Raw genomic sequence first — 19,826 nt, 5'->3', positions numbered from 1 at the left:
TGGCGCGATTACGACGCCGTCGCCAATACGCTGTCCAGGACCGAGAGGAACAGGCCGAGGCCGTCGTCACTGGGACCGGTGAGCGGTTCGGTGGCATGTTCCGGGTGCGGCATGAGACCGACGACCCGGCGGTTGGCCGAGGCGACCCCGGCTATCCCGCGCTGGGAACCGTTCGGATTGTCGCCCGCGTACCGGAACACCACCCGGCCCTCGCCTTCCAGTTCGTCGAGTACGGCCTGCGACGCCTGGTAACGGCCTTCTCCGGACTTCAGGGGCACCAGGATCTGGGCGCCCGGCTCGTACCGGGAGGTCCACGCGGTGTCGGTGGCCTCCACCTGCAACCACTGGTCGCGGCAGATGAAGTGCAGACCCTCGTTACGAGTCAGCGCACCGGGCAACAGCCCGGCCTCGCACAGCACCTGGAAACCGTTGCAGATACCCAGCACCGGCATACCGTTCTCGGCGGCACGCACCACCTCGCCCATGACGGGGGCGAAACGCGCGATCGCGCCGGCCCGCAGATAGTCGCCGTAGGAGAAACCGCCGGGCACCACCACTGCGTCGACACCCTTGAGATCGGCGTCGGCGTGCCACAGGTTCACCGCCTCGGCCCCGGCCAGCCGGACGGCGCGGGCGGCGTCCACATCGTCGAGGGTTCCGGGGAATGTGATGACACCGATCCGGGCGCTCATGGGACGCGCACCACCTTCCAGTCCTCGATCACGGTGTTGGCCAGTAGCGATTCGGCGATTTCGGCGAGCTGGTCGTCGGTGACGTCATCGGCGACGTCGAGTTCGAACCGTTTGCCCTGCCGTACATCCGATACACCCTGGAAGCCCAGGCGCGGCAGCGCGCCGACAATGGCCTGTCCCTGCGGGTCCAGGATTTCGGCCTTCGGCATCACCTCGACCACGACTCGTGCCACGGGTTGCTCCTCACAAAAGGTGAGCGGGGGCGGGACGCAAGCGCGCCCGACCACGGATGGGGATTACCTGAACAGCCTAGATGCCCTTCGCGCGAACGGCATCGATGGGTACGGCCGAACGGGTTGCCTGTGAGCGGAATTACCCGGGTTTACCGTTGGGGGTATGCGCATAGCCCATTTCGGCCATTCCTGCATTCTCGTCGAACTGCACGGCGCCAAGGTCCTGTTCGATCCCGGGGTGTTCTCCCACGGTTTCGAGGGCATCACCGGTCTGGACGCCATCGCCGTCACCCACCAGCACCCGGACCATATCGACCCGAACCGGATCGATGCGCTGATCGAGGCCAATCCGGGCGCCCGACTGCTGAGCGACCCGCAGACCGCCGCCGCGCGCGGCGAGCCGTGGGAGCCGGTGCACGCCGGCAATGTGCTGACGCTCGGCGATCTGCGGATCACCGGGGGCGGTGGCAGGCATGCGGTCATCCATCCCGAGATACCCGTCATCGACAACACCGTCTTCCAGCTCGGCACCCCGGACGATCCGGCCCAGCTCGTGCACCCTGGTGATTCGTTGTGGGTGCCGCCGGTCCCGGTGGGGGTGCTGGCCACCCCGGCCGCCGCGCCCTGGATGCGGATCAGCGAGGCGGTCGACTATCTGCGCGCGGTCGCACCGAGGGTGGCGCTGCCCATCCACTTCGGCATCATCGCGCCGGAGGCGCAGGGCATCTTCTTCGACCGGCTGTCCGAAATGGCGCCGAAGGACACCGAATTCCGGGTGCTCAGGCCGGAGAACGCCACCGAACTGTGAGCCGGGCCGGGCGGGTCGGCTCACAGGCCCGCCCGGTGCGTGAGCCTGCGCCGCGACGAACGACGGTGTGTCGAGCCGGGGTGTGCGGTGGTCGTCCGGCATCCTCGAAGGGCACGGGCAACGCAGCCGGTCCGCCGGCGACCGCACAGGTACGGGAGGCGGCATTCATGTCCGAAGAAGTCGATGACCTGTTCGCCCTGCCGGGACTCGCGCGTTCCGCGCCGCGGGCCGGGTTTCCGGCACACGAGATGTTCCCGCAGGTCGCCTATGAGATCGTGCACGACGAGCTGATGCTCGACGGGGTGTCCAGGATGAACCTGGCCACCTTCTGCACCACCTGGGTGGATGACCAGGTGCGCAGGCTGATGGCCGAATGCCTGGACAAGAACATCGTCGACAAGGACGAATACCCGCAGACCGCCGAGTTGGAGCGCCGCGGCGTCCGGATGGTCGCTGATCTGTGGCACGCCCCGGATCCGGCCACCACCCATGGCACCTCGACCACCGGTTCCAGCGAGGCGGCCATGCTCGGAGGGCTCGCGGCCAAATTCCGCTGGCGCAAACGCGGCGGCACCGGGACGCCCAATTTCGTCTGCGGACCGGTCCAGGTCTGTTGGGAGAAGTTCGCGCGCTATTTCGACGTCGAGATCCGGCAGGTACCGCTGCGCGGCGACCGCCTCACCCTGCATCCCGACGATATCGCCGAGCACTGCGACGCCAACACCATCATGGTGGTGGCGACCTTCGGCCAGACCTATACCGGACTCTACGAGGATGTGGCCCGCATCAGCGCCGCGCTCGACGCGCTACAAGAGGACAAGGGCCTCGACATTCCCCTGCACGTCGATGCCGCCAGCGGCGGCTTTCTCGCCCCTTTCACCGCGCCCGGGCTGGTCTGGGATTTCCGTCTGCCGCGGGTGAAGTCGATCAATGCCTCCGGGCACAAGACCGGGCTCGCCCCGCTGGGATCGGGCTGGGCGATCTGGCGTGAGGCGGCCGACCTGCCGGAGGAGCTGATCTTCGACGTCGACTACCTCGGCGGCAGTATGGCCACCTTCAACCTGAATTTCTCCCGTCCCGGTGGGCAGGCGATCACGCAGTACTACGAATTCATCCGTTTCGGACACGCCGGCTATGCCCGGGTGCAGTCCGCGATCTACCGGGCGGCGCAGCACTTGGCCGACGGTCTGCGCAAATCGGATGCGTTCGACCTGATCCACGACGGCGATCCTCGCCGTGGCATCACGGCGGTGTGCTGGCGGCTCGCCGGCGACCCCGGGTTCAACCTCTACGACCTGTCCGATCGATTGCGTTCCCGGGGCTGGCTGATCCCGGCGTATCCGCTGCCCGCCGATCGGGACGACGAGACGATCATGCGCGCGGTGATCCGCCACGGTTTCAGCGTCGATATGGCCGATCTGCTCCTGGCCGACCTCACCCGCTGCGTGGACCAGCTGAAACGGCGGCCCTTTCCCACCTCGCTCACCCGCGCGGAGGCAGGTGGCTTCACCCACGACGCGACACCATCGGTACCGCAGACCTCGATCACACCGACCTGATCGCGCCGCCGCCGCACCATCGCCGTTCCCGCGGGCGGTGGTCTCGGCCGTACCGCAGGTCGAGTCCCACCCGACCGCGGTACGAGCCGGGCCGCGCGAGCCGTCCCGGTGGGCTCCCGGCGATACACCCGTCCGGTCGCGCCGTGTCGAAGGGCGAGGTCGACGGTCGGCTCAGCGCTCCGCCAGACCGACGGTATCCAGCACCCAGGCGTACTCGAAGGCCACTTCCTTCCATTTCTCGTACCGGCCGCTGACCCCACCGTGCCCCGCGCTCATCTCGGTCTTGAGCAGTATCGGCGCGTTCCCGGTGACGGTGGCGCGCAGTTTGGCCACCCATTTCGCGGGTTCGACGTACAACACCCTGGTGTCGTTGAGACTGGTGATCGCCAGAATGGCCGGGTACTCACGGGCGGCGACGTTCTCGTACGGCGAATACGACTTCATGTAGTCGTAGACTTCCTTGTCCGACAACGGGTTTCCCCATTCGTCCCATTCGATCACCGTCAGCGGCAGCGAGGGATCCAGAATGGAGGTGAGCGGGTCCACGAACGGCACATTGGCGAGCACCCCGGCGAACAGCTCCGGCGCCATGTTCGCCACCGCGCCCACCAGCAGACCGCCCGCACTACCGCCGTCGGCCACCATCCGGTCCGCGCTGGTCACCCCGATATCGATGAGATGGCGAGCGCAGGAGATGAAATCGGTGAAGGTGTTCTTCTTGGTGAGCGTTTTACCGTTCTCGTACCAGAGCCGGCCCATTTCCCCACCACCGCGCACATGGGCGACGGCGAACACCATACCGCGGTCCAGCAGCGACAGTCGGGACACCGAGAAGGCGGGATCGATACTGGCCTCATAGGAACCGTATCCGTAGAGCAGCAACGGTTTCGGACCGGCGGCCCGGTCCACGTCGCGCCGGGCCACCAGAGAGATCGGCAGCCGGGTCCCGTCCTCGGCTGTCGCCCAAACCCGGTGCTGCACATAGTCGTTCGGATCGTATCCACCCAGAACCGGCTGTTCCTTGCGCAACAGCAGTTCATCGGTGGCAGGAACGTAGTCGTACACCCGCATCGGGTTGATGAACGAGGTGAACCCCAGGCGCAACGTGGGCTGCTCCCACTCCGGACAGGTGCCCAATCCCACCGCGTACAGTTCCGCGTCGAATTCGAGCTCGCGCAGAGTGCCGTAACCGTCCTCGGTGAGCGGCCAGACGGCGAGCCGGGGCAACGCTTCCCGCCGATAACCGAGCACCAGGTGGTCGGCGAACGCGTCGACATCGTCCAAGCGGACGTCGTCACGGTGCCCGATGAGGACGGTCATATTCGACGGGTCGTCGACGGGCGCCTCGGCCAGCACGAAGTTCTGCGCCTTCACCCCGTCGACCACATCGTTGTGCAGAATGAGGAACCGATCCGCACCGGCCACGACGGCGTGTTCGGCCGCATACTCCACACCTTCGCGCCGCGGCAGCAACACCCGGAACTCACCCTCCGGGTTATCGGATTCGAGCACCCAGCCCTCGCTGGTGATCTTCGAAGTCACCCAGATCATCAGATACTTCTCCGACCGGGTGCTGCCCATGCTCACCCAGTAGCGATCGTCCGGCTCGTGGAAGACCCGCACGTCCTCGTCGGTGGAGGTGCCGAGCCGATGCCGCCAGACGGTATCGGGACGCCAGGATTCGTCGACGGTCTGATAGAAGATGTGCGTATTGGACAGCGCCCAGGTCGCCCCCGGCGCCGTACGCGGGATCTCGTCGTCGAGCAGCTCCCCGGTACGCAGGTCCTTGAATCGCAGCGTGTACCGCTCGTCACCGGTGGTGTCCACCGAGAAAGCCAGGAGCGTCCCGTCGTGACTGACGGCGAACGCGCCGAGCGAGAAGAAATCGTGTCCCTCGGCCCACTCGTTGCCGTCCAGCAGGATCTCTTCGCCCGGGATCTCGGTATCGGTGTCGAGGCTCGGTGGTGTCCAGGCATCGATACCGGTGGCCGTGGCATCGATCGGACACCGGCAGTGCACGCCGTACTGTTTGCCCTCGAAACTGCGGGAGTAGTACCAGTAGTTCCCGTGCCGGGCGGGCACCGACAGATCGGTTTCCCGGGTGCGGGATTTGATCTCGTCGAAAATCTTCGCCCGCAGTGGCGCCAAATGCGCGGTCTGTGCCTCCGTATAGGCGTTCTCGGCCTCGAGATACGCGATGACCTCGGGATCGTCCTTGTCGCGCAGCCATTCGTAGTCGTCGACGAAGACATCGCCGTGGTGTTTGCGCTCGACGGGCACCCGCTTCGCAATAGGCGCCACCACGTCCCCGGTCGTACCGGTCCCACTGTCAACAGCCATGGCATCCACCGTAGTCACCGACGGTCGGCCGTGGCCGATGTGTCCGGTCCACCGGTGAGTTCAGCGCTGCAATGCGCCGCGGATCGAAGCGGCCAGGTAGTCGAGGTCGGCGCGCGGCGGTGATGTCGGTCGGGCCCGCAGGCCGAAACCGTCCCCGGGCGTCCGTGGGATCACGTGCAGGTGGACGTGAAACACTTCCTGACCCGCCGTCACCCCGTCCGCCAGGAAGAAGTTCACCCCGTCACAACCGACCTCGCTGGCCCGCAGCGCCGCCGCCAACCGCTGACCCACCTGGAACAGCTTCCCGCCGATCTCCGGATCGAGTTCGGCCAGATTCCGCGCCGCCACCTTGGGCACCACCAGCAGGTGTCCGGGAGTCATCGGGCGGATGTCCATGAAGGCGAGCACATCCTCGTCCTCGTACACCCGGCTGGCGGGGGCACGGCCGGCGATGATATCGGCGAAAATCGTGTAGGGATCCATCGCTTCACTATGGCCGAACCGCGAACGCCGAAAACGCATCGGCCCGTTACAGGATCGGCGAGGGGGTGTAGCGGGCGGCCTCCGGATAGGCGGCGACCAACTTGTCGACCTGCGCGATCACCTCGGCGGTCTGATCGGCCGCGGCCCCGATGAACACCGACTTGTCGGCCAGCGCGGCCTCGAGCGCGTCCCGGTCCAGCGGTAACCGCGAATCGGCGGCCAAGCGGTCGAGCAGGTCGGGTTCCCGACCTTGTTCGCGCATGGCGAGGGCGACCGCGACGGCGTGCTCCTTGATGACCTCGTGCGCGGCCTCCCGGCCCACGCCGGCCCGCACCGCCGCCATGAGAATGCGGGTGGTGGCCAGGAACGGCAGATAACGGTCCAATTCGCGGGCGATGACCGCCGGGTAGGCGCCGAATTCGGTAAGCACCGTCAGGAAGGTCTCGAACATGCCGTCGAGGGCGAAGAAGGCGTCCGGCAGCGCGACCCGACGCACCACCGAACAGAACACATCACCCTCGTTCCACTGCGCGCCCGCCAGCTCGGCCGCCATGGAGGCGTAGCCGCGCAACACCACCTGCAGACCGTTCACCCGCTCGCACGAACGGGTGTTCATCTTGTGGGGCATGGCCGAACTGCCCACCTGGCCCGGCTGGAACCCCTCGGTGACCAGTTCGTGTCCGGCCATCAGCCGGATGGTGTGCGCCAGCGACGAGGGACCGGCGCCGATCTGCACCAGGGTGGACAGCACATCGTGATCCAGCGAGCGCGGGTACACCTGACCCACGCTGGTCAACACGTTCGCGAAGCCCAGATGCCGGGCGACCTGCTGTTCCAGCGCGGCCAGCTTCGCCGAATCACCGCCGAGCAGGTCCAGCATGTCCTGGGCGGTGCCCATCGGGCCCTTGATCCCCCGCAGCGGGTAACGGTCGATGAGTTCCCGCAGCCGGGTCAGCGCAATCAACAGTTCGTCGGCCGCGGAGGCGAATCGCTTGCCCAGGGTGGTGGCCTGGGCCGCGACATTGTGGGACCGGCCCGCCATCACCAGAGTGCGGTATTCGGCGGCCCGCTCGGCCAGCCGAGCGGCGACCGCGACCCCGTGGGAGTGGATATGTTCCAGGGACAGCCGAATCTGTAGCTGCTCCACGTTCTCGGTGAGATCGCGGCTGGTCATGCCCTTGTGCACATGTTCGTGCCCGGCGAGCGCGTTGAACTCCTCGATCCGAGCCTTCACATCGTGTCGGGTGACCCGTTCGCGTTCGGAAATGGCGGCCAGATCGACCTGCTCGAGGACTCGCTCGTAATCGGCGATCACCCCTGGCGGGACCTCGACCCCCAGGTCCGACTGAGCGCGCAGCACCTCCAGCCACAGGCGTCGCTCCAGCACGATCTTGTGCTCGGGCGACCACAGATGCACCAGTTGCGGACTGGCATAGCGGGTGGCGAGGACGTTCGGGATCCGGGCGGAAGTCACTCCGGTCAGTCTAATGACCGGTATCTATCCACCTGCTGGTGCGTCGCGGGTGCGATGAAATCGATGATCTCCAACAGCGCCCCGCGGGCCATGCGTCGGGGTTGTGGATCGGATTCGCTCAGCGCCGCGACCACCGCACCATCCACCACCGCCACCAGCCTGCGAAGCTGTTCCGGCCGCACCAATCGATCGGATCGGCGCAGCACCTCGGTCAGCAGCTCGTCCAGCTGCGCGCGTAGTCGCAGCTGGACCTCGCGTAACTCGGGGTGGCGCGCCGACGCCACGGTGCGTTCGTAGCGGGCGATGAGCCGGCCGTTGGTGCTCTCGTCCGCGCCGTCGGGGCCGATCAACAGATCGAGCACCAGCTCGACGGTCGCCTCGGCGCCGCGGCGGCGATGGGTGACCTCGCCGACGCGGCGGCGCATGGCCTCCAGTTCCGCGTTCCCGCTGAACTCCACCGCTCGTGCGATCAGATCTTCCAGCGATTCGAAGTAGTACGTGGTGGACGCCAACGGAAGCTCCGCCCGCGTGGCCACCGAACGGTGCCGCACCGCGTCGAATCCGCCTTCGAGCAGTAATTCGGCCGCCGCCGCCACCAATGCCTGTCGACGGCGTTCACCTTTCGGAGTCGTCGCGGTTATCACCGTGCCATCGTGCCAGTCGTCATCAGTACATCCGTACGAAATAAGAGGAAAGAAAAACCAGACATCGATGTTTTACCGTATCCTCGCCGCGCTGGTGTCGTACTGTGCAAAGTTGTTGGCATACAAATCGTTCGGCGCTCCATGAGCCGATTTCACGAGCGTCCCAGGTAGTCGCCCAAGCGGACCAGCGCCTCCTCGATATCGGCGGTCGCCCCGGCGAACGAGATCCGGATGGTCCGTTGCCCGACCGCGGTGTCGAAATCCAGACCCGGCGCCAGCGCCACCCCGGTGTGCGCGAGCACCTCCGAACACCACGCCATCGAGTCATCGGTCAGATGACCGATATCGGCATAGGCGTAGAACGCCCCGTCGGCCGGTGCGAGATCGGTGATCCCGAGCGCCGGCAGTCCATCCAGCAGAATCCGCCGGTTCACCGCGTACCGCCGCACATGCCCGTCGAGTTCGGCTCTGGACTCGGCATCGAACGCGTATCGGGCCGCGTATTGGGAAACCGCGGGCGGGCAGACGGTCATATTCGAGGCGAGCCGCTGGAGCGCCGGCCGCAGCCCTTCCGGAGCCAACATCCACCCCAGACGCCACCCCGTCATGGAGAAGTACTTCGAGACCGAACCGATCACCACCGCCTCGCGGGAGGTCTCCCACGCCGAGGCCGTACGTTCGCCGCCGTAGGTGATGCCGTGATAGATCTCGTCGGAGATCAGCAGCGTGCCGTGCGCCTCGCACCAGCGGGCCAGGGCGGCCAATTCGTCCGGATCGATCATGGTGCCGGTCGGATTGGCCGGGCTCGCCACCACCAGGCCCTTCGGCGGCTCCCCCAGGGCCTCGAGCATGGCCACGGTCGGTTGGAACCTGGTTTCGGCCCGACAGTCGAGCTCGACCACCCGACAACCGAGCGCGGCGAGGGTATTGCGGTAGGCCGGATAACCAGGACGCGCCACCACCACCACATCACCGGGATCGAACGCGGCCAGAAAGACGAGAGTGAACGCGCCGGAGGAGCCGGTGGTCACCACGACATCGTCGGGGGACACCGCATACCCGTAGGTCCGCCGGTGATGTTCGGCGATCGTCTCGCGCAGATCCGGTAGACCGAAGGTCTCCGTATAGCCGAACAGCTCCGCGTCCATCGCCGCCTTGGTGGCGCGCAACACGGGCTTCGGCGCGGGCGTCGACGGTTGTCCGGCGGCCAGTACCAGCACATCACCGTGTGTCCGCGCACGTTCCGCGGCCGCCTTCCAGACATCCATCACGTAGAAAGGTGGAATGGTCGAGCGCCGAGATTCTGTAGACACCCGACCGACGGTAGAGCAGCAGACCACGGTCGGGCGATAAGGTCGGCGCTGATGTCCGAAGAATCCGGTGGGTCGGTCACCGACCGGCAGCACACCGCCCCCGAATTTGGGCACCCCGACGCCGCCCACCGCCGTACCGCGCGGTTGCGGCGACGTCGGAATGTGGATTCGAGCGCCCCCGCCCGCACCCCCCTCGGGTGGATACTCCGCCGCCGCGCGAATACGGCGAAAGCGGTCGAGCTCGGCGCCCTGGCCGAATCCGGCGCCCGCCGCACCGAACCCGTCCCGGACAGCGGACCGTCGTCGCCGGAAAACCCGGAATCCGCCGACGACCGATCCGACGACGCGCCGCCGTCGATACCGGAGAAACCCGACACCGACGAACCCGACAGGTACTCGCTCCACCGGGCGTCCGTCGCGGGCGGTGTGGTGCTCACACCCGATTGGCGCACCCGGACCCGACCCGGACCCGGGCAACCACACGCCGCGCTTCGCGCCTCGGCGCAGCGCCTGCGCTCCACCCGCGTCCTGCTCGATACGGCACTGCGCCGCCGCCCGACCCCGGACGATCTGCGTGCACTCCTGGCCCGTCGCCCGAGTGTCGAGGACATGGGCGCGAGCCTACGGCGGCATCGCGCACTGATCGGCGTACTGGCGCTGGCCCTCGCCGTGACGGCGAGCGACGGCACCTTCGACACCCTGGTCACCGACCGTTCGCCGGGACCGCTCGAACGCCTGCGTGTGGCGGTCGCCCACCCCTTGCAGATACAGATCACCCCGCCGTCGGTGCGCCGCTACCTGGACGCCATCGACACCGGTGAACGGCTACGTGAACAGGCGGTGGTCACCGCGGCCGCCCGCGCCACCCTGGAACGCGCCAAGGCCGAGGCCGCCGAGGCCGCGGCGGGTCGGGCGCAACCGTGGATCAACACCCCGAGCCCGGGCAGCCTGCCTCCCGGCCTCATCCCACCGGGCAGCGGCGGTGTGGTCCTGCCCGCGATCGGGACGTTCACCTCCGGATTCGGCCAACGCTGGGGCACATTCCATCGCGGGATCGATATCGCGGGCCCGATCGGCACACCCATCTACGCCGTGGCCGCCGGTACGGTCATCGACGCCGGCCCCGCCGCGGGTTTCGGCCTGTGGGTGCGGATCCGGCACGACGACGGCACCATCTCCGTCTACGGCCATATGTACGACTTCTTCGTCTCGGTCGGCGAACGCGTTCCCGCCGGTATGCAGATCGCGCGTATGGGCAACCGCGGCGACTCCACCGGACCGCACCTGCATTTCGAGATCATCGTGGCGGGCCAACACGTCGACCCTCAGCGCTGGTTGGCCCTACACGGCCTCCGCTACGACTGAGTCGCAGGCAGGCCGATCCGACCCTCCTCTGCGGCGAGCCCGATATCCGATCGATAGTGGCTGCCCGGCAACTTGATCCCCGCGATACGCTCGTAGGCCGTCGCCCGGGCCGCGGTCAGATCGGGGCCGGTGCCGACGATATTGAGCACCCGCCCGCCGGCGGACACCAGTGCACCGTCCGCGCGCAGGGCGGTTCCGGCATGCAGCACGGTGGCGGGTCCGTCGACGGAACCCTCCCCCGCTCCGGTGATGACATCCCCAACCCGGGGCCGGCCCGGGTAGTTCTCGGCTGCCAGCACCACGGTGACCGCGGCGCCGTCCCGCCAGCGCGGCGCCGGTACCTGTGCGAGGGTGCCGGTGGCGGTGGCATACAACAGTTCCCCCAGCGGGCTGTCCAGCATGGCCAGTACGACCTGGGTTTCCGGATCACCGAATCGACAGTTGAACTCGACCACCGCCGGTCCCTCGGAGCCGATGGCGAGCCCGGCGTAGAGCAGACCGCTGAACGGGCAGCCCCGGCGAACCAGCTCGGCCGCCACGGGTTCGACGATATCGGCGACGATCGTCTCGACCATGTCCTCGGGCAGCCACGGCAGCGGCGTGTAGGCACCCATACCGCCGGTGTTCGGCCCGGTATCGCCCTCACCGACCCGTTTGTGGTCCTGCGCCGGCAGCAGCGGCACCACCGTCTCCCCGTCCACCAGACAGAACAGCGATACCTCCGGTCCGTCCAGGAACGACTCCAACAGCACCGGGTGCCCCTGTTCGAGCAGTTCCGCGCCGTGCTCGCGGGCCGCCGCCCGGTCGGCGCTGACCACCACACCCTTACCCGCGGCCAGACCGTCGTCCTTGACCACCCAGGTGGGTCCGAACCGGTCCAGCGCGGCATCGAGTTCGGCCGGGTTGTCCACCACCTCGCTGTGCGCGGTGCGCACCCCGGCGGCGACCATGACGTCCTTGGCGAACGCTTTGGAACCCTCGATCCGGGCCGCGGCGGCCGACGGACCGAAACAGGCGATCCCCGCAGCCCGCACCGCATCGGCGACACCCAGCACCAGCGGAACCTCCGGGCCGATCACCACCAGATCGACGGCCAGTTCGGTGGCCAATGCGACCACCGCCTCACCGGAGGTGGGATCCACGGCACGCACCTGCGCGTGTTGCGCTATCCCGGCGTTCCCCGGTGCGGCGATCACCTCGGTCACCGCCGGATCGCGGCGCAACGCAAGGACGAGGGCGTGTTCACGGGCTCCGGTGCCGATGACGAGTACTCGCATTCCCGACAGCTTATAGGTGCGCCCTCCCCGTTCGACATGCCCGGGCGGGCCGACCCGTGTGACCACACCGCGTCGGCCGCCGACGCGCAGGCGCCGAGCCCCACGGATCGGGCCCACGGCCCGCCGTCGTGGCCCGGCACAGCGCGCACGGTGATGTTCCGGTGCGGCGCCGAACGCGTAATCTGCGGGCATGACCTCTGTTTTCAGTCAGATCATCGCCGGCGATCTTCCGGGCCGATTCGTTTGGGAGGACGACGAGTTCGTCGCGTTTCTCACCATCAACCCGGTGACACCGGGCCACACCCTGGTGGTTCCGCGCGCGGAGATCGACCAGTGGCAGGACATCGACCCCGAGACGTTCGCGCGCCTCAACGCGGTCGCCCAGAAGATCGGCCGCGCCGTACGCGCCGCCTGGAATGCACCCCGCGCCGGCCTGCTCATCGCCGGCCTGGAGGTTCCGCATCTGCACGTCCACGTCTTCCCTGCCTTCTCCCTGGGCGATTTCGATATCTCGGGCGCCGACCCCAATCCTTCCCCGGAATCCCTCGACGAGGCCCAGGCCAAGATCAAGAAGGCGCTGCGCGAACTCGGTTACGGCGCCAACGTCCCGGACTGACGACGCGAGGGCGGGTGCTCAGGACGGGGTGGTCGGGTTACGGGGCAACCGCACCGTAAACGTGGCACCCCGTCCCGGTTCGCTGTGCACCTCCACCGTGCCGCCGTGTGCGGTGACCAGCGCCTGCACGATGGACAGTCCCAACCCGGTGCCACCGCTGCCGCGACTGCGGGAGTCGTCGGTGCGATAGAACCGTTCGAAAACCCGCTCGGCCTGCTCCGGGGTCAGCCCCGGACCGGTATCGATCACATCGAGCCGCACCTCGTCCGCCTCCGGGGTGAGTCGCACGGTGACGGCCGCGTCGGGTGGGGTGTGGGTGAGGGCATTGTTCAGCAGATTGCTCAACACCTGACGCAGCCTGGTCTCGTCCCCGGGCACTTCGACGGTGCCCACACCGGGCTCGACCCGCAGATCGATCGACCGGTGTGGACCATCGGGACGCTCGGCGGCGGCGACCGCCCGCGCCGCGTGCACGGCCTCGCCGGCCAGCCGCAACAGATCGACGGGTGCGCGTTCCACCGGTCGCTGGGCGTCCAGGCGGGCCAATATCAGCAGATCCTCGACCAGCAGCCCCATCCGGCTCGATTCGTGTTCGATCCGACTCAACAGCATGCCCGCGTCGTCGGTGGCGCCCTGCCGGTACAGCTCGGCGAAACCCCGGATCGTGGTGAGCGGTGTGCGCAGTTCGTGACTGGCGTCCGCGACGAACCGGCGCATCCGTTCCTCGGAGCGCCGCGCCGCCTCCTCCGAGGCCTCCGTTGCCACGAAACCCGCCTGGATCTGCGCGAGCATGGCATTGAGCGAACGGGCCAATCGGTCCACCTCGGTATTGGTATCGCGCACGGGGACCCGACGGTGCAGATCACCGGCCGCAATGGCGGCAGCCGTCTCCTCCACGGCGGTCAATCGGCGCAGGCTCCGCCGGATCACGAAATACGCCGCCACCGCCAGGGCCGCCAACACCAGCGCACCGATCACGGCCTGCAACACGATGAGCCGTTCGATGATGTCCTCGGTTTCGTCCAGCCGAAGCGCGACCACACTGGTACCCGACGGGTTCTCGGTGTACCGCACCCGCCATTTCCCGGGTGCGCCATCGGCCGATCCGGTGGTGAAGGTGCCCGACACCGGCTCGTGGGGTAGCTGCGGCCCAGGACGATTGTCCTCGTCGAGTCGCAGGAACGGGGTTCCGGTCTCGTCCGTCACACGGGCGAAGAACAGCACCGGTGGGCGTTCCTTCCTGGGCCGGCCGGGTAAGGGCGGCAAGCGTGACGCACCCGGCCGCGCCCAGGTATGCGCCGCCTCGCTCAACTGTTGATCGATTCGCTCGATGAGCACCCTCTGCAATGCGGAGGTCACCGCCACCCCGGACGCCAACAGACCGACGGCGGCCAAGGCCACCAGCGCCATCACCAACATCACTCGCAATGGCAGCGCCACCAACCGGTCCGCGATCATCCGCCGTAGCCGGCCCGCGCCGTCCGCCGATTCGTTCCACTCCCGTCGTTCGACGTTCACGGCCGAGAGCCGTTCGGTTCGCGCATGACATAACCCACCCCGCGCAGCGTGTGGATCAACCGCGGCTCCCCGGTGTCGACCTTCTTCCGCAGATACGACACATAGGTCTCCACCACCCCGACATCACCGCCGAAGTCGTACCGCCACACATGGTCCAGGATGCGCGGTTTGCTCAGCACGGTGCCCGCGTTGACCATGAAATAGCGCAGCAGAGTGAACTCGGTGGGCGAGAGCGCGACCGGTTCACCGGCCTTCCACACCTCATGGGTGTCGTCGTCGAGTTCGATATCGGCGAACCGCAATCGCGAGGTCTGCCGGGCGGGTGCGGCCGCACCGACGCGGCGCAGAATCACCCGCAGCCGCGCCACCACCTCCTCCAGGCTGAACGGTTTGGTGACGTAGTCGTCGGCGCCCAGGGTCAGTCCGGCCACCTTGTCGTGCACCTCGTCCCGCGCGGTGAGGAACAGCACCGGGGCGTCGATCCCATCGGCCCGCAATCGCCGCAGCAGTCCGAAACCGTCCATTCCCGGCATCATCACGTCCACGATCAGCGCCTGTGGTCGGAAGCTGCGGGCCAGGTCGAGGGCCTGGGCGCCGTCGCCGGCGGTGGCGACCTCGAAGCCCTGGAAACGCAGACTCACCGACAGCAGCTCGACGATCATGGGTTCGTCGTCGACCACCAGCACCCGCGCCTCGGGTGCCCGCTGGGGAATACCGGTCACCCCACCATCCTCACCCCCGCAACTGCAAGTGGGCTGCGCACCGGCTGTGTGGTTGCTGTGAACCGCCGGCTCAGCTCTGCGGCTCCTCCGGATACTCCTCCGCGAGACCGTCCTCGCCATTGGAGCCGATCAGGGCACGACCCGCGACCTGCCCTTGGGCAAGCGCGTCGAGGAAGGCGCGAGCCCAGCGGTCGACATCGTGGGCGAGCACCTGCCGCCGCAACGCCCGCATCCGTCGTCGGCGGGTATCGCGGTCGTCGGTGAGCGCCGACATGATGGCGTCCTTCACGCTGTCCAGATCGTGCGGATTGCACAGATAGGCCTGCCGCAGCTCGGCGGCGGCACCGGTGAACTCGCTGAGCACCAGCGCGCCGTTGAGTCCGCTGTGGCAGGCCACGTACTCCTTGGCGACCAGGTTCATCCCGTCCCGCAACGGGGTCACCAGCATGACGTCGGCGGCGACGAAGAACGAGATCAGTTCCTCGCGCACGATCGGCCGGTGCAGGTAGTGCACCACCGGGTAGCCCACCCTGGCGAATTCGCCGTTGATCCGGCCCACCTGGCGCTCGATATCCCCGCGCATCTGGATGTAGCTCTCCACCCGTTCCCGGCTCGGGGTGGCCAGCTGCACCATAACCGTCTCCCGCGGGTCGATCCGCCCCTCGGACAGCAGTTCCTCGAGGGCGTTGAGCCGGATATCGATGCCCTTGGTGTAGTCCAGGCGGTCGACGCCGAGCAGGATGTTTTTCGGACTGCCCAGTTCGGCCCGGATACGGGCGGCCCGTTCCCGGACGGTGCGACGGCGGGAATGCTCGTCCAGCCCGGCCGAGGCGATGGAGATCGGAAAGGCGCCCACCCGCACGGTGCGGAAACCCACCTGCACCACGCCCATCTTCGACCGCACACCGACGGTGCCGCGGGAGGTGGGTTGACCGGCCAACCGCCGGGCCAGGTACAGGAAGTTCTGTGCCCCGCCGGGCAGATGGAAACCGATCAGGTCGGCGCCGAGCAGACCTTCCACGATCTCGGTCCGCCACGGCATCTGCATGAACAGCTCGACCGGTGGAAACGGAATGTGCAGGAAGAAACCGATGGTCAGATCGGGGCGCAGCATCCGCAGCATCTTCGGCACCAGCTGTAGCTGGTAGTCCTGCACCCAGACGGTGGCGCCCTCGGCGGCGACCTTCGCGGTTTCCTCGGCGAACCGACGGTTCACCTGGACATAGGCCGCCCACCATTTACGGTCGTAGACCGGACGCACGATCACATCGTGATAGAGCGGCCACAGGGTGCCGTTGGAGAAACCCTCGTAGTAGTCGGTGACCTCCTGCGCCGACAGCGGCACCGGATACAGTTGCAACCCGTCCTCGATGATCGGATCGACCTCGACGTCGGGAACACCGGCCCAGCCCACCCAGGCTCCCCGGTTGTTGCGCAATACGGGCTCCAACGCGGTGACCAGACCGCCCGGACTGCGTTTCCATCGACTGGTACCGTCGGGAAGCCGTTCCAGATCCACCGGCAGCCGGTTGGCGACCACCACGAAACCGGGGCCGGGGCCGTCACCACTACTGCGGATCGGCTGGGCATCCACCGGTTCGGGGGCGGCCACCTTGGCGTCGATCGAACCGGGGCCGGCACCGGGTACGGCGATTCGGTCCGACAGGGCGTGCTCGGAGTCGTTGGACGGCTGGTCTGTCATCGGGTCCACTCACGCATCCTTTGCGCGTCGCTGTTGGCATGTGTAGTTGTGTACGCCTCCACCGACGTCGCCGTTGGCGCCGGGGACGCTCAGGGGTTGGGGACTATTCGCCGCCCCGGGCGCCCGGGCCGATACCGAGCATCGATAGCAGCATCCGGCATTCGTCGGCGTCGGCGGCGTAAGCGGCCACGACGCGCTGGGCCTGACGCGCCGTCTCGTCGGCGAGGGGTTCCAGATCGTCGTCGGCGATACCATTGGCGCTGCTCTTGGCGGCCATTTCGAGTCCTCTCGACAGGTGCGCTGTTTCTGTGCGAATAGTCAATGGTATCTGCCGCGCGAGTATTCGCGGTGCGCTGTGTCCGTTGCCGGCCGGCACTCCCTTCGTGTAACACCGTCGACCGGGTGGCTATACCGTGTGCAGCACGAAACCGATGAGGAAGGGGTCCCCAATATGCCGTTGGCCACGGTAAACGGAATTTCACTCAACTACCAGGTCAAAGGCGACCGGGCCAAGGGCACGGATGTGAAGGGCGGCGGTCCGCTGGTGGTGATGATCATGGGCACCGGCAGCCCGGGTCGGGTCTGGGACCTACACCAGGTGCCCGCGCTGGTCGCCGCGGGCTACCGCGTGTGCACCTTCGACAACCGCGGCATCGCCCCCTCCTACGAGGCCGTCGATGGGATGACCATCGACGAGCTGGTGGCCGATACCGCCGGTCTGATCGAACTGCTCGACGAGGGTCCGGCGCTGGTGGTCGGCACCTCCATGGGGGCCCGGGTGGCGCAGGAACTCGCCCTCGCCCGCCCCGACCTGGTGCGCAAGGCGGTTTTCCTGGCCGGACACGGACGGTTGGACCAGTTCCAGAAGGTGCTGTCGCTGGGCGAACACGAACTGGACGCCAGCGGTATCACCCTGCCGCCGAAGTACGAGGCCGCGATCACCGCGGTGATGAACCTGTCGCCGGCGACCATGGCCGACGCGAATGCCGCGCGTGACTGGCTCGACCTGTTCGAGTTCACCGGCGGGCCGGTGAGCCCCGGTGTCCGCGCCCAACGCCGGATGGATCACGAGTTCGACCGGGTGCAGGCCTATCGAGGGATCACCGTGCCCTGCCTGGCAGTGGGTTTCGCCGACGACCGCATGATCCCGCCGTACCTGGCCCGCGAGGTGGCCGAGGTCATTCCCAATGGGCGCTACCAGGAAATTCCGGATGCCGGCCACTACGGCTACCTGGAACGTCCGGAGGCGGTGAACAAGGTTCTGCTCGACTTCTTCGCTTCCTGACCTGGCCGCTCCCGATCCGGCGATCGCCCGACCGAGCCGGCGACCGCGGGCGATACACATCACAACCGCGTAAGCAACGGGATCAGAACGGCCGACCCCCTGATTGAGGTGTCTTCCCAAAGGTAACGCCGGGCTTGCTAGGGTCGATTTATCACTCGGGTTCCGCCGGCCGGGGTTCGCGGTATTCGGCGCGGTCGACCCGCAGTAACCCGTACACATACGCGCGAGCATCCAGTGAGGTGAAATGAGCACCAACCCGTTCGACGACGAGGACGGCCGCTTCTACGTTCTGGTCAACGACGAGGAACAGCACTCCCTGTGGCCGACCTTCGCCGAGGTGCCGGCCGGTTGGCGAGTGGTGTTCGGCGAGGACAGCCGCGCAGCCTGCGTGGAGTACGTCGAAAAGAACTGGACCGATATGCGACCCAAGAGCCTCCGCGAGGCCATGGCGGCCGATGAGGCGGCCCGCCAGGCGAAGGCCTGACCGGACCCACTCCTCTCCGGACGGCTCGGCACCCGGTCAGTCCCGACCGACACCGGTATCCGGTGTCGGTCGGCGTACGAGTCCGGTTATGATGTCTGCGCTTACGCCTCCTTAGCTCAGTGGTAGAGCACTCGCCTTGTAAGCGAAAGGTCGTCAGTTCAATCCTGACAGGGGGCTCTGAGAGAGACGCCGGTCAACCTGCCTTTTTGCGGGTTGGCCGGCGTTTCCGATTCGGCCGCTTCGACGCCGTGTTGTCACGGTTTGTCACAACTGCCTGCAACGCGGACGCGGCACCGGCCAGCGCATCATCCTGTGAGTGCACGTAAGTCCGCATCGTGAAGGCGTTATCCGCGTGGCCCAGCCAAGCCGCGATAACAGCAGTAGGCACCCCTTGCAAGTGCATCAGCGTGCCGCAGGTATGGCGAGCATCATGCAGTCGAATACGACGGACACCGGCCGTCGCGCACATCTTCTCCCAGTAGTCGGTCAACGTGTCCGGGTGGTACGGCTGCCCGGCCGGATCACAGACAACATGAGTACCCGGGCCATACGCCTCCCCAAGAGCAACCTTTTCCTCCGCCTGGATACGCCGCGCCCGCTTCAAGGCCCCCTTGATCGAGTCCGTCATCGGAAGCACACGGATGGACCGCGCCGACTTCGGATCACCTTCGAGCGGCTTGCCATTGGCGCTCACCCGGTTGTTCCGAATCCGGAGGGTGCCGTGCTCGAAGTCGACATCCGACCACCGAAGCCCACCTATCTCACCCCGCCGCAACCCTGCAAGGGCCAGATGCCATGCATGTCCGTTCCGGTCGTTGTCCGCCGCCGAAAGAAGTCGACGGACCTCCGCTTCGGTGTAGGTCTGCATCTCCTTCTTTGTGCCCGGTAACCGATCCACTAGGGCAGCGACGTTACGAGCGAGCAGACCTTGACCGACCAGTCCGCCGAGCACCGATTCAATGTGGTTGAGCATCGGGTTGACCGTCTGCGGACCCCACGGCCTACGGTTCCGCTCGCCCGACTTCATGACAGCCCCTGCAACCAGGTCATTCACCAAGTCGTCCAGGTGCTTCTTCGTGAGCTTCTGAACAGGCAGATCGCCATGCCGAGTCCGCAACGGCAACAGGGAATGCGTGTAGGCGGTCAGAGTCGTCGGCCGCACCCGCTTGCCGGCCAACCATTCAGCGCACGCCTGATCCACCGTCAGCACAGAAGGCGCTACATAGGTGCCCCTGGCCACGGTCGCCGTGATATCGGCGAGAGCCTTCCGCGCCTCTTTCTCGGTGCGATACCGTTTACGTGTCTGCCGCC

General features: G+C 67.2%; 19 protein-coding genes and 1 tRNA gene. 7 read left to right on the top strand and 13 right to left on the bottom strand.

Annotation, left to right across the window (positions count from 1 at the left end):
• Positions 1–8: 8 nt before the first annotated feature.
• Positions 9–692: a phosphoribosylformylglycinamidine synthase subunit PurQ gene (gene purQ / locus ON32_RS02440; protein ID WP_040788395.1), complete on the bottom strand. Its 684-nt coding sequence runs from the start codon at positions 690–692 to the stop codon at positions 9–11.
• Positions 689–925, bottom strand: coding sequence for a phosphoribosylformylglycinamidine synthase subunit PurS (gene purS / locus ON32_RS02435; protein WP_040788394.1), 237 nt, complete (start codon positions 923–925; stop codon positions 689–691). The genes purQ and purS overlap by 4 nt, the downstream gene beginning before the upstream one ends.
• Positions 926–1,088: 163 nt before the next feature.
• On the opposite strand from purS, the gene ON32_RS02430 reads away from it, so the two are divergent.
• A complete protein-coding gene (locus ON32_RS02430; protein ID WP_040788393.1) occupies positions 1,089–1,733 on the top strand; it encodes an MBL fold metallo-hydrolase in 645 nt (214 codons plus the stop codon).
• A gap of 167 nt (positions 1,734–1,900) precedes the next feature.
• Entirely contained in the window at positions 1,901–3,292 is a 1,392-nt protein-coding gene (gad, locus tag ON32_RS02425) for a glutamate decarboxylase (RefSeq protein ID WP_040788412.1), read from the top strand.
• A 171-nt stretch (positions 3,293–3,463) separates the two neighbouring features.
• On the opposite strand, the gene ON32_RS02420 is transcribed toward gad, so the two are convergent.
• From ON32_RS02420 to ON32_RS02400, 5 genes are all read right to left on the bottom strand, one after another.
• Positions 3,464–5,632, bottom strand: a complete 2,169-nt coding sequence (locus tag ON32_RS02420) for a S9 family peptidase (protein ID WP_040788392.1) — start codon at positions 5,630–5,632, stop codon at positions 3,464–3,466.
• A gap of 60 nt (positions 5,633–5,692) precedes the next feature.
• Positions 5,693–6,115, bottom strand: a complete 423-nt coding sequence (locus ON32_RS02415) for an HIT family protein (protein ID WP_040788390.1) — start codon at positions 6,113–6,115, stop codon at positions 5,693–5,695.
• A gap of 46 nt (positions 6,116–6,161) precedes the next feature.
• A complete protein-coding gene (purB, locus tag ON32_RS02410) occupies positions 6,162–7,589 on the bottom strand; it encodes an adenylosuccinate lyase (protein WP_040788388.1) in 1,428 nt (475 codons plus the stop codon).
• Positions 7,590–7,594: 5 nt separating this feature from the next.
• Entirely contained in the window at positions 7,595–8,233 is a 639-nt protein-coding gene (locus tag ON32_RS02405) for a TetR/AcrR family transcriptional regulator (protein WP_040788386.1), read from the bottom strand.
• A 152-nt stretch (positions 8,234–8,385) separates the two neighbouring features.
• Positions 8,386–9,546 carry a pyridoxal phosphate-dependent aminotransferase gene (locus ON32_RS02400; protein ID WP_040788384.1) on the bottom strand — a complete coding sequence of 387 codons (1,161 nt, stop codon included), beginning with the start codon at positions 9,544–9,546 and terminating at the stop codon, positions 8,386–8,388.
• Between the two features lie 426 nt (positions 9,547–9,972).
• On the opposite strand from ON32_RS02400, the gene ON32_RS29850 reads away from it, so the two are divergent.
• Positions 9,973–10,911 carry a M23 family metallopeptidase gene (locus ON32_RS29850; RefSeq protein WP_373284250.1) on the top strand — a complete coding sequence of 313 codons (939 nt, stop codon included), beginning with the start codon at positions 9,973–9,975 and terminating at the stop codon, positions 10,909–10,911.
• On the opposite strand, the gene purD is transcribed toward ON32_RS29850, so the two are convergent.
• Positions 10,902–12,188: a phosphoribosylamine--glycine ligase gene (gene purD / locus ON32_RS02390; RefSeq protein ID WP_040788382.1), complete on the bottom strand. Its 1,287-nt coding sequence runs from the start codon at positions 12,186–12,188 to the stop codon at positions 10,902–10,904. The two genes, ON32_RS29850 and purD, sit on opposite strands and share 10 nt — an antisense overlap.
• A 190-nt stretch (positions 12,189–12,378) precedes the next feature.
• On the opposite strand from purD, the gene ON32_RS02385 reads away from it, so the two are divergent.
• Positions 12,379–12,804 carry an HIT family protein gene (locus ON32_RS02385; RefSeq protein ID WP_040788380.1) on the top strand — a complete coding sequence of 142 codons (426 nt, stop codon included), beginning with the start codon at positions 12,379–12,381 and terminating at the stop codon, positions 12,802–12,804.
• 18 nt (positions 12,805–12,822) lie between these two features.
• Here ON32_RS02385 and ON32_RS02380 read toward each other — a convergent pair whose 3' ends face one another.
• The 4 genes from ON32_RS02380 to ON32_RS29295 form a co-directional block, all read right to left on the bottom strand.
• Positions 12,823–14,262 carry a sensor histidine kinase gene (locus ON32_RS02380; RefSeq protein WP_169331579.1) on the bottom strand — a complete coding sequence of 480 codons (1,440 nt, stop codon included), beginning with the start codon at positions 14,260–14,262 and terminating at the stop codon, positions 12,823–12,825.
• Positions 14,263–14,318: 56 nt separating this feature from the next.
• Positions 14,319–15,044 carry a response regulator transcription factor gene (locus tag ON32_RS02375; RefSeq protein ID WP_040788379.1) on the bottom strand — a complete coding sequence of 242 codons (726 nt, stop codon included), beginning with the start codon at positions 15,042–15,044 and terminating at the stop codon, positions 14,319–14,321.
• 70 nt (positions 15,045–15,114) lie between these two features.
• Positions 15,115–16,746 carry an alpha,alpha-trehalose-phosphate synthase (UDP-forming) gene (locus ON32_RS02370; protein ID WP_245550767.1) on the bottom strand — a complete coding sequence of 544 codons (1,632 nt, stop codon included), beginning with the start codon at positions 16,744–16,746 and terminating at the stop codon, positions 15,115–15,117.
• 103 nt (positions 16,747–16,849) lie between these two features.
• Positions 16,850–17,023 carry a hypothetical protein gene (locus ON32_RS29295; RefSeq protein ID WP_169331577.1) on the bottom strand — a complete coding sequence of 58 codons (174 nt, stop codon included), beginning with the start codon at positions 17,021–17,023 and terminating at the stop codon, positions 16,850–16,852.
• 174 nt (positions 17,024–17,197) lie between these two features.
• Between ON32_RS29295 and ON32_RS02365 the strand changes: the two genes are divergently transcribed.
• From ON32_RS02365 to ON32_RS02355, 3 genes are all read left to right on the top strand, one after another.
• Positions 17,198–18,031 carry an alpha/beta fold hydrolase gene (locus ON32_RS02365; protein WP_040788407.1) on the top strand — a complete coding sequence of 278 codons (834 nt, stop codon included), beginning with the start codon at positions 17,198–17,200 and terminating at the stop codon, positions 18,029–18,031.
• Positions 18,032–18,275: 244 nt separating this feature from the next.
• The gene (locus tag ON32_RS02360) at positions 18,276–18,515 is read left to right on the top strand and encodes an MbtH family protein (protein ID WP_040788378.1); all 240 of its coding nucleotides are present in this window, start codon (positions 18,276–18,278) and stop codon (positions 18,513–18,515) included.
• A gap of 105 nt (positions 18,516–18,620) precedes the next feature.
• A tRNA-Thr gene (locus tag ON32_RS02355) sits at positions 18,621–18,692 on the top strand.
• Positions 18,693–18,708: 16 nt separating this feature from the next.
• On the opposite strand, the gene ON32_RS02350 is transcribed toward ON32_RS02355, so the two are convergent.
• Positions 18,709–19,826, bottom strand: a 1,118-nt coding sequence (locus ON32_RS02350; protein WP_051132779.1) for a site-specific integrase, incomplete at its 5' end; no start/stop codon positions are given.

It is taken from the genome of Nocardia paucivorans NBRC 100373 (genome assembly GCF_000308675.1).
In the GTDB taxonomy this organism is placed as follows: Bacteria; Actinomycetota; Actinomycetes; order Mycobacteriales; family Mycobacteriaceae; genus Nocardia; species Nocardia paucivorans.
Note: the sequence above shows the minus strand (reverse complement) of the source record. Positions and strands in the feature narration are given on the sequence as shown.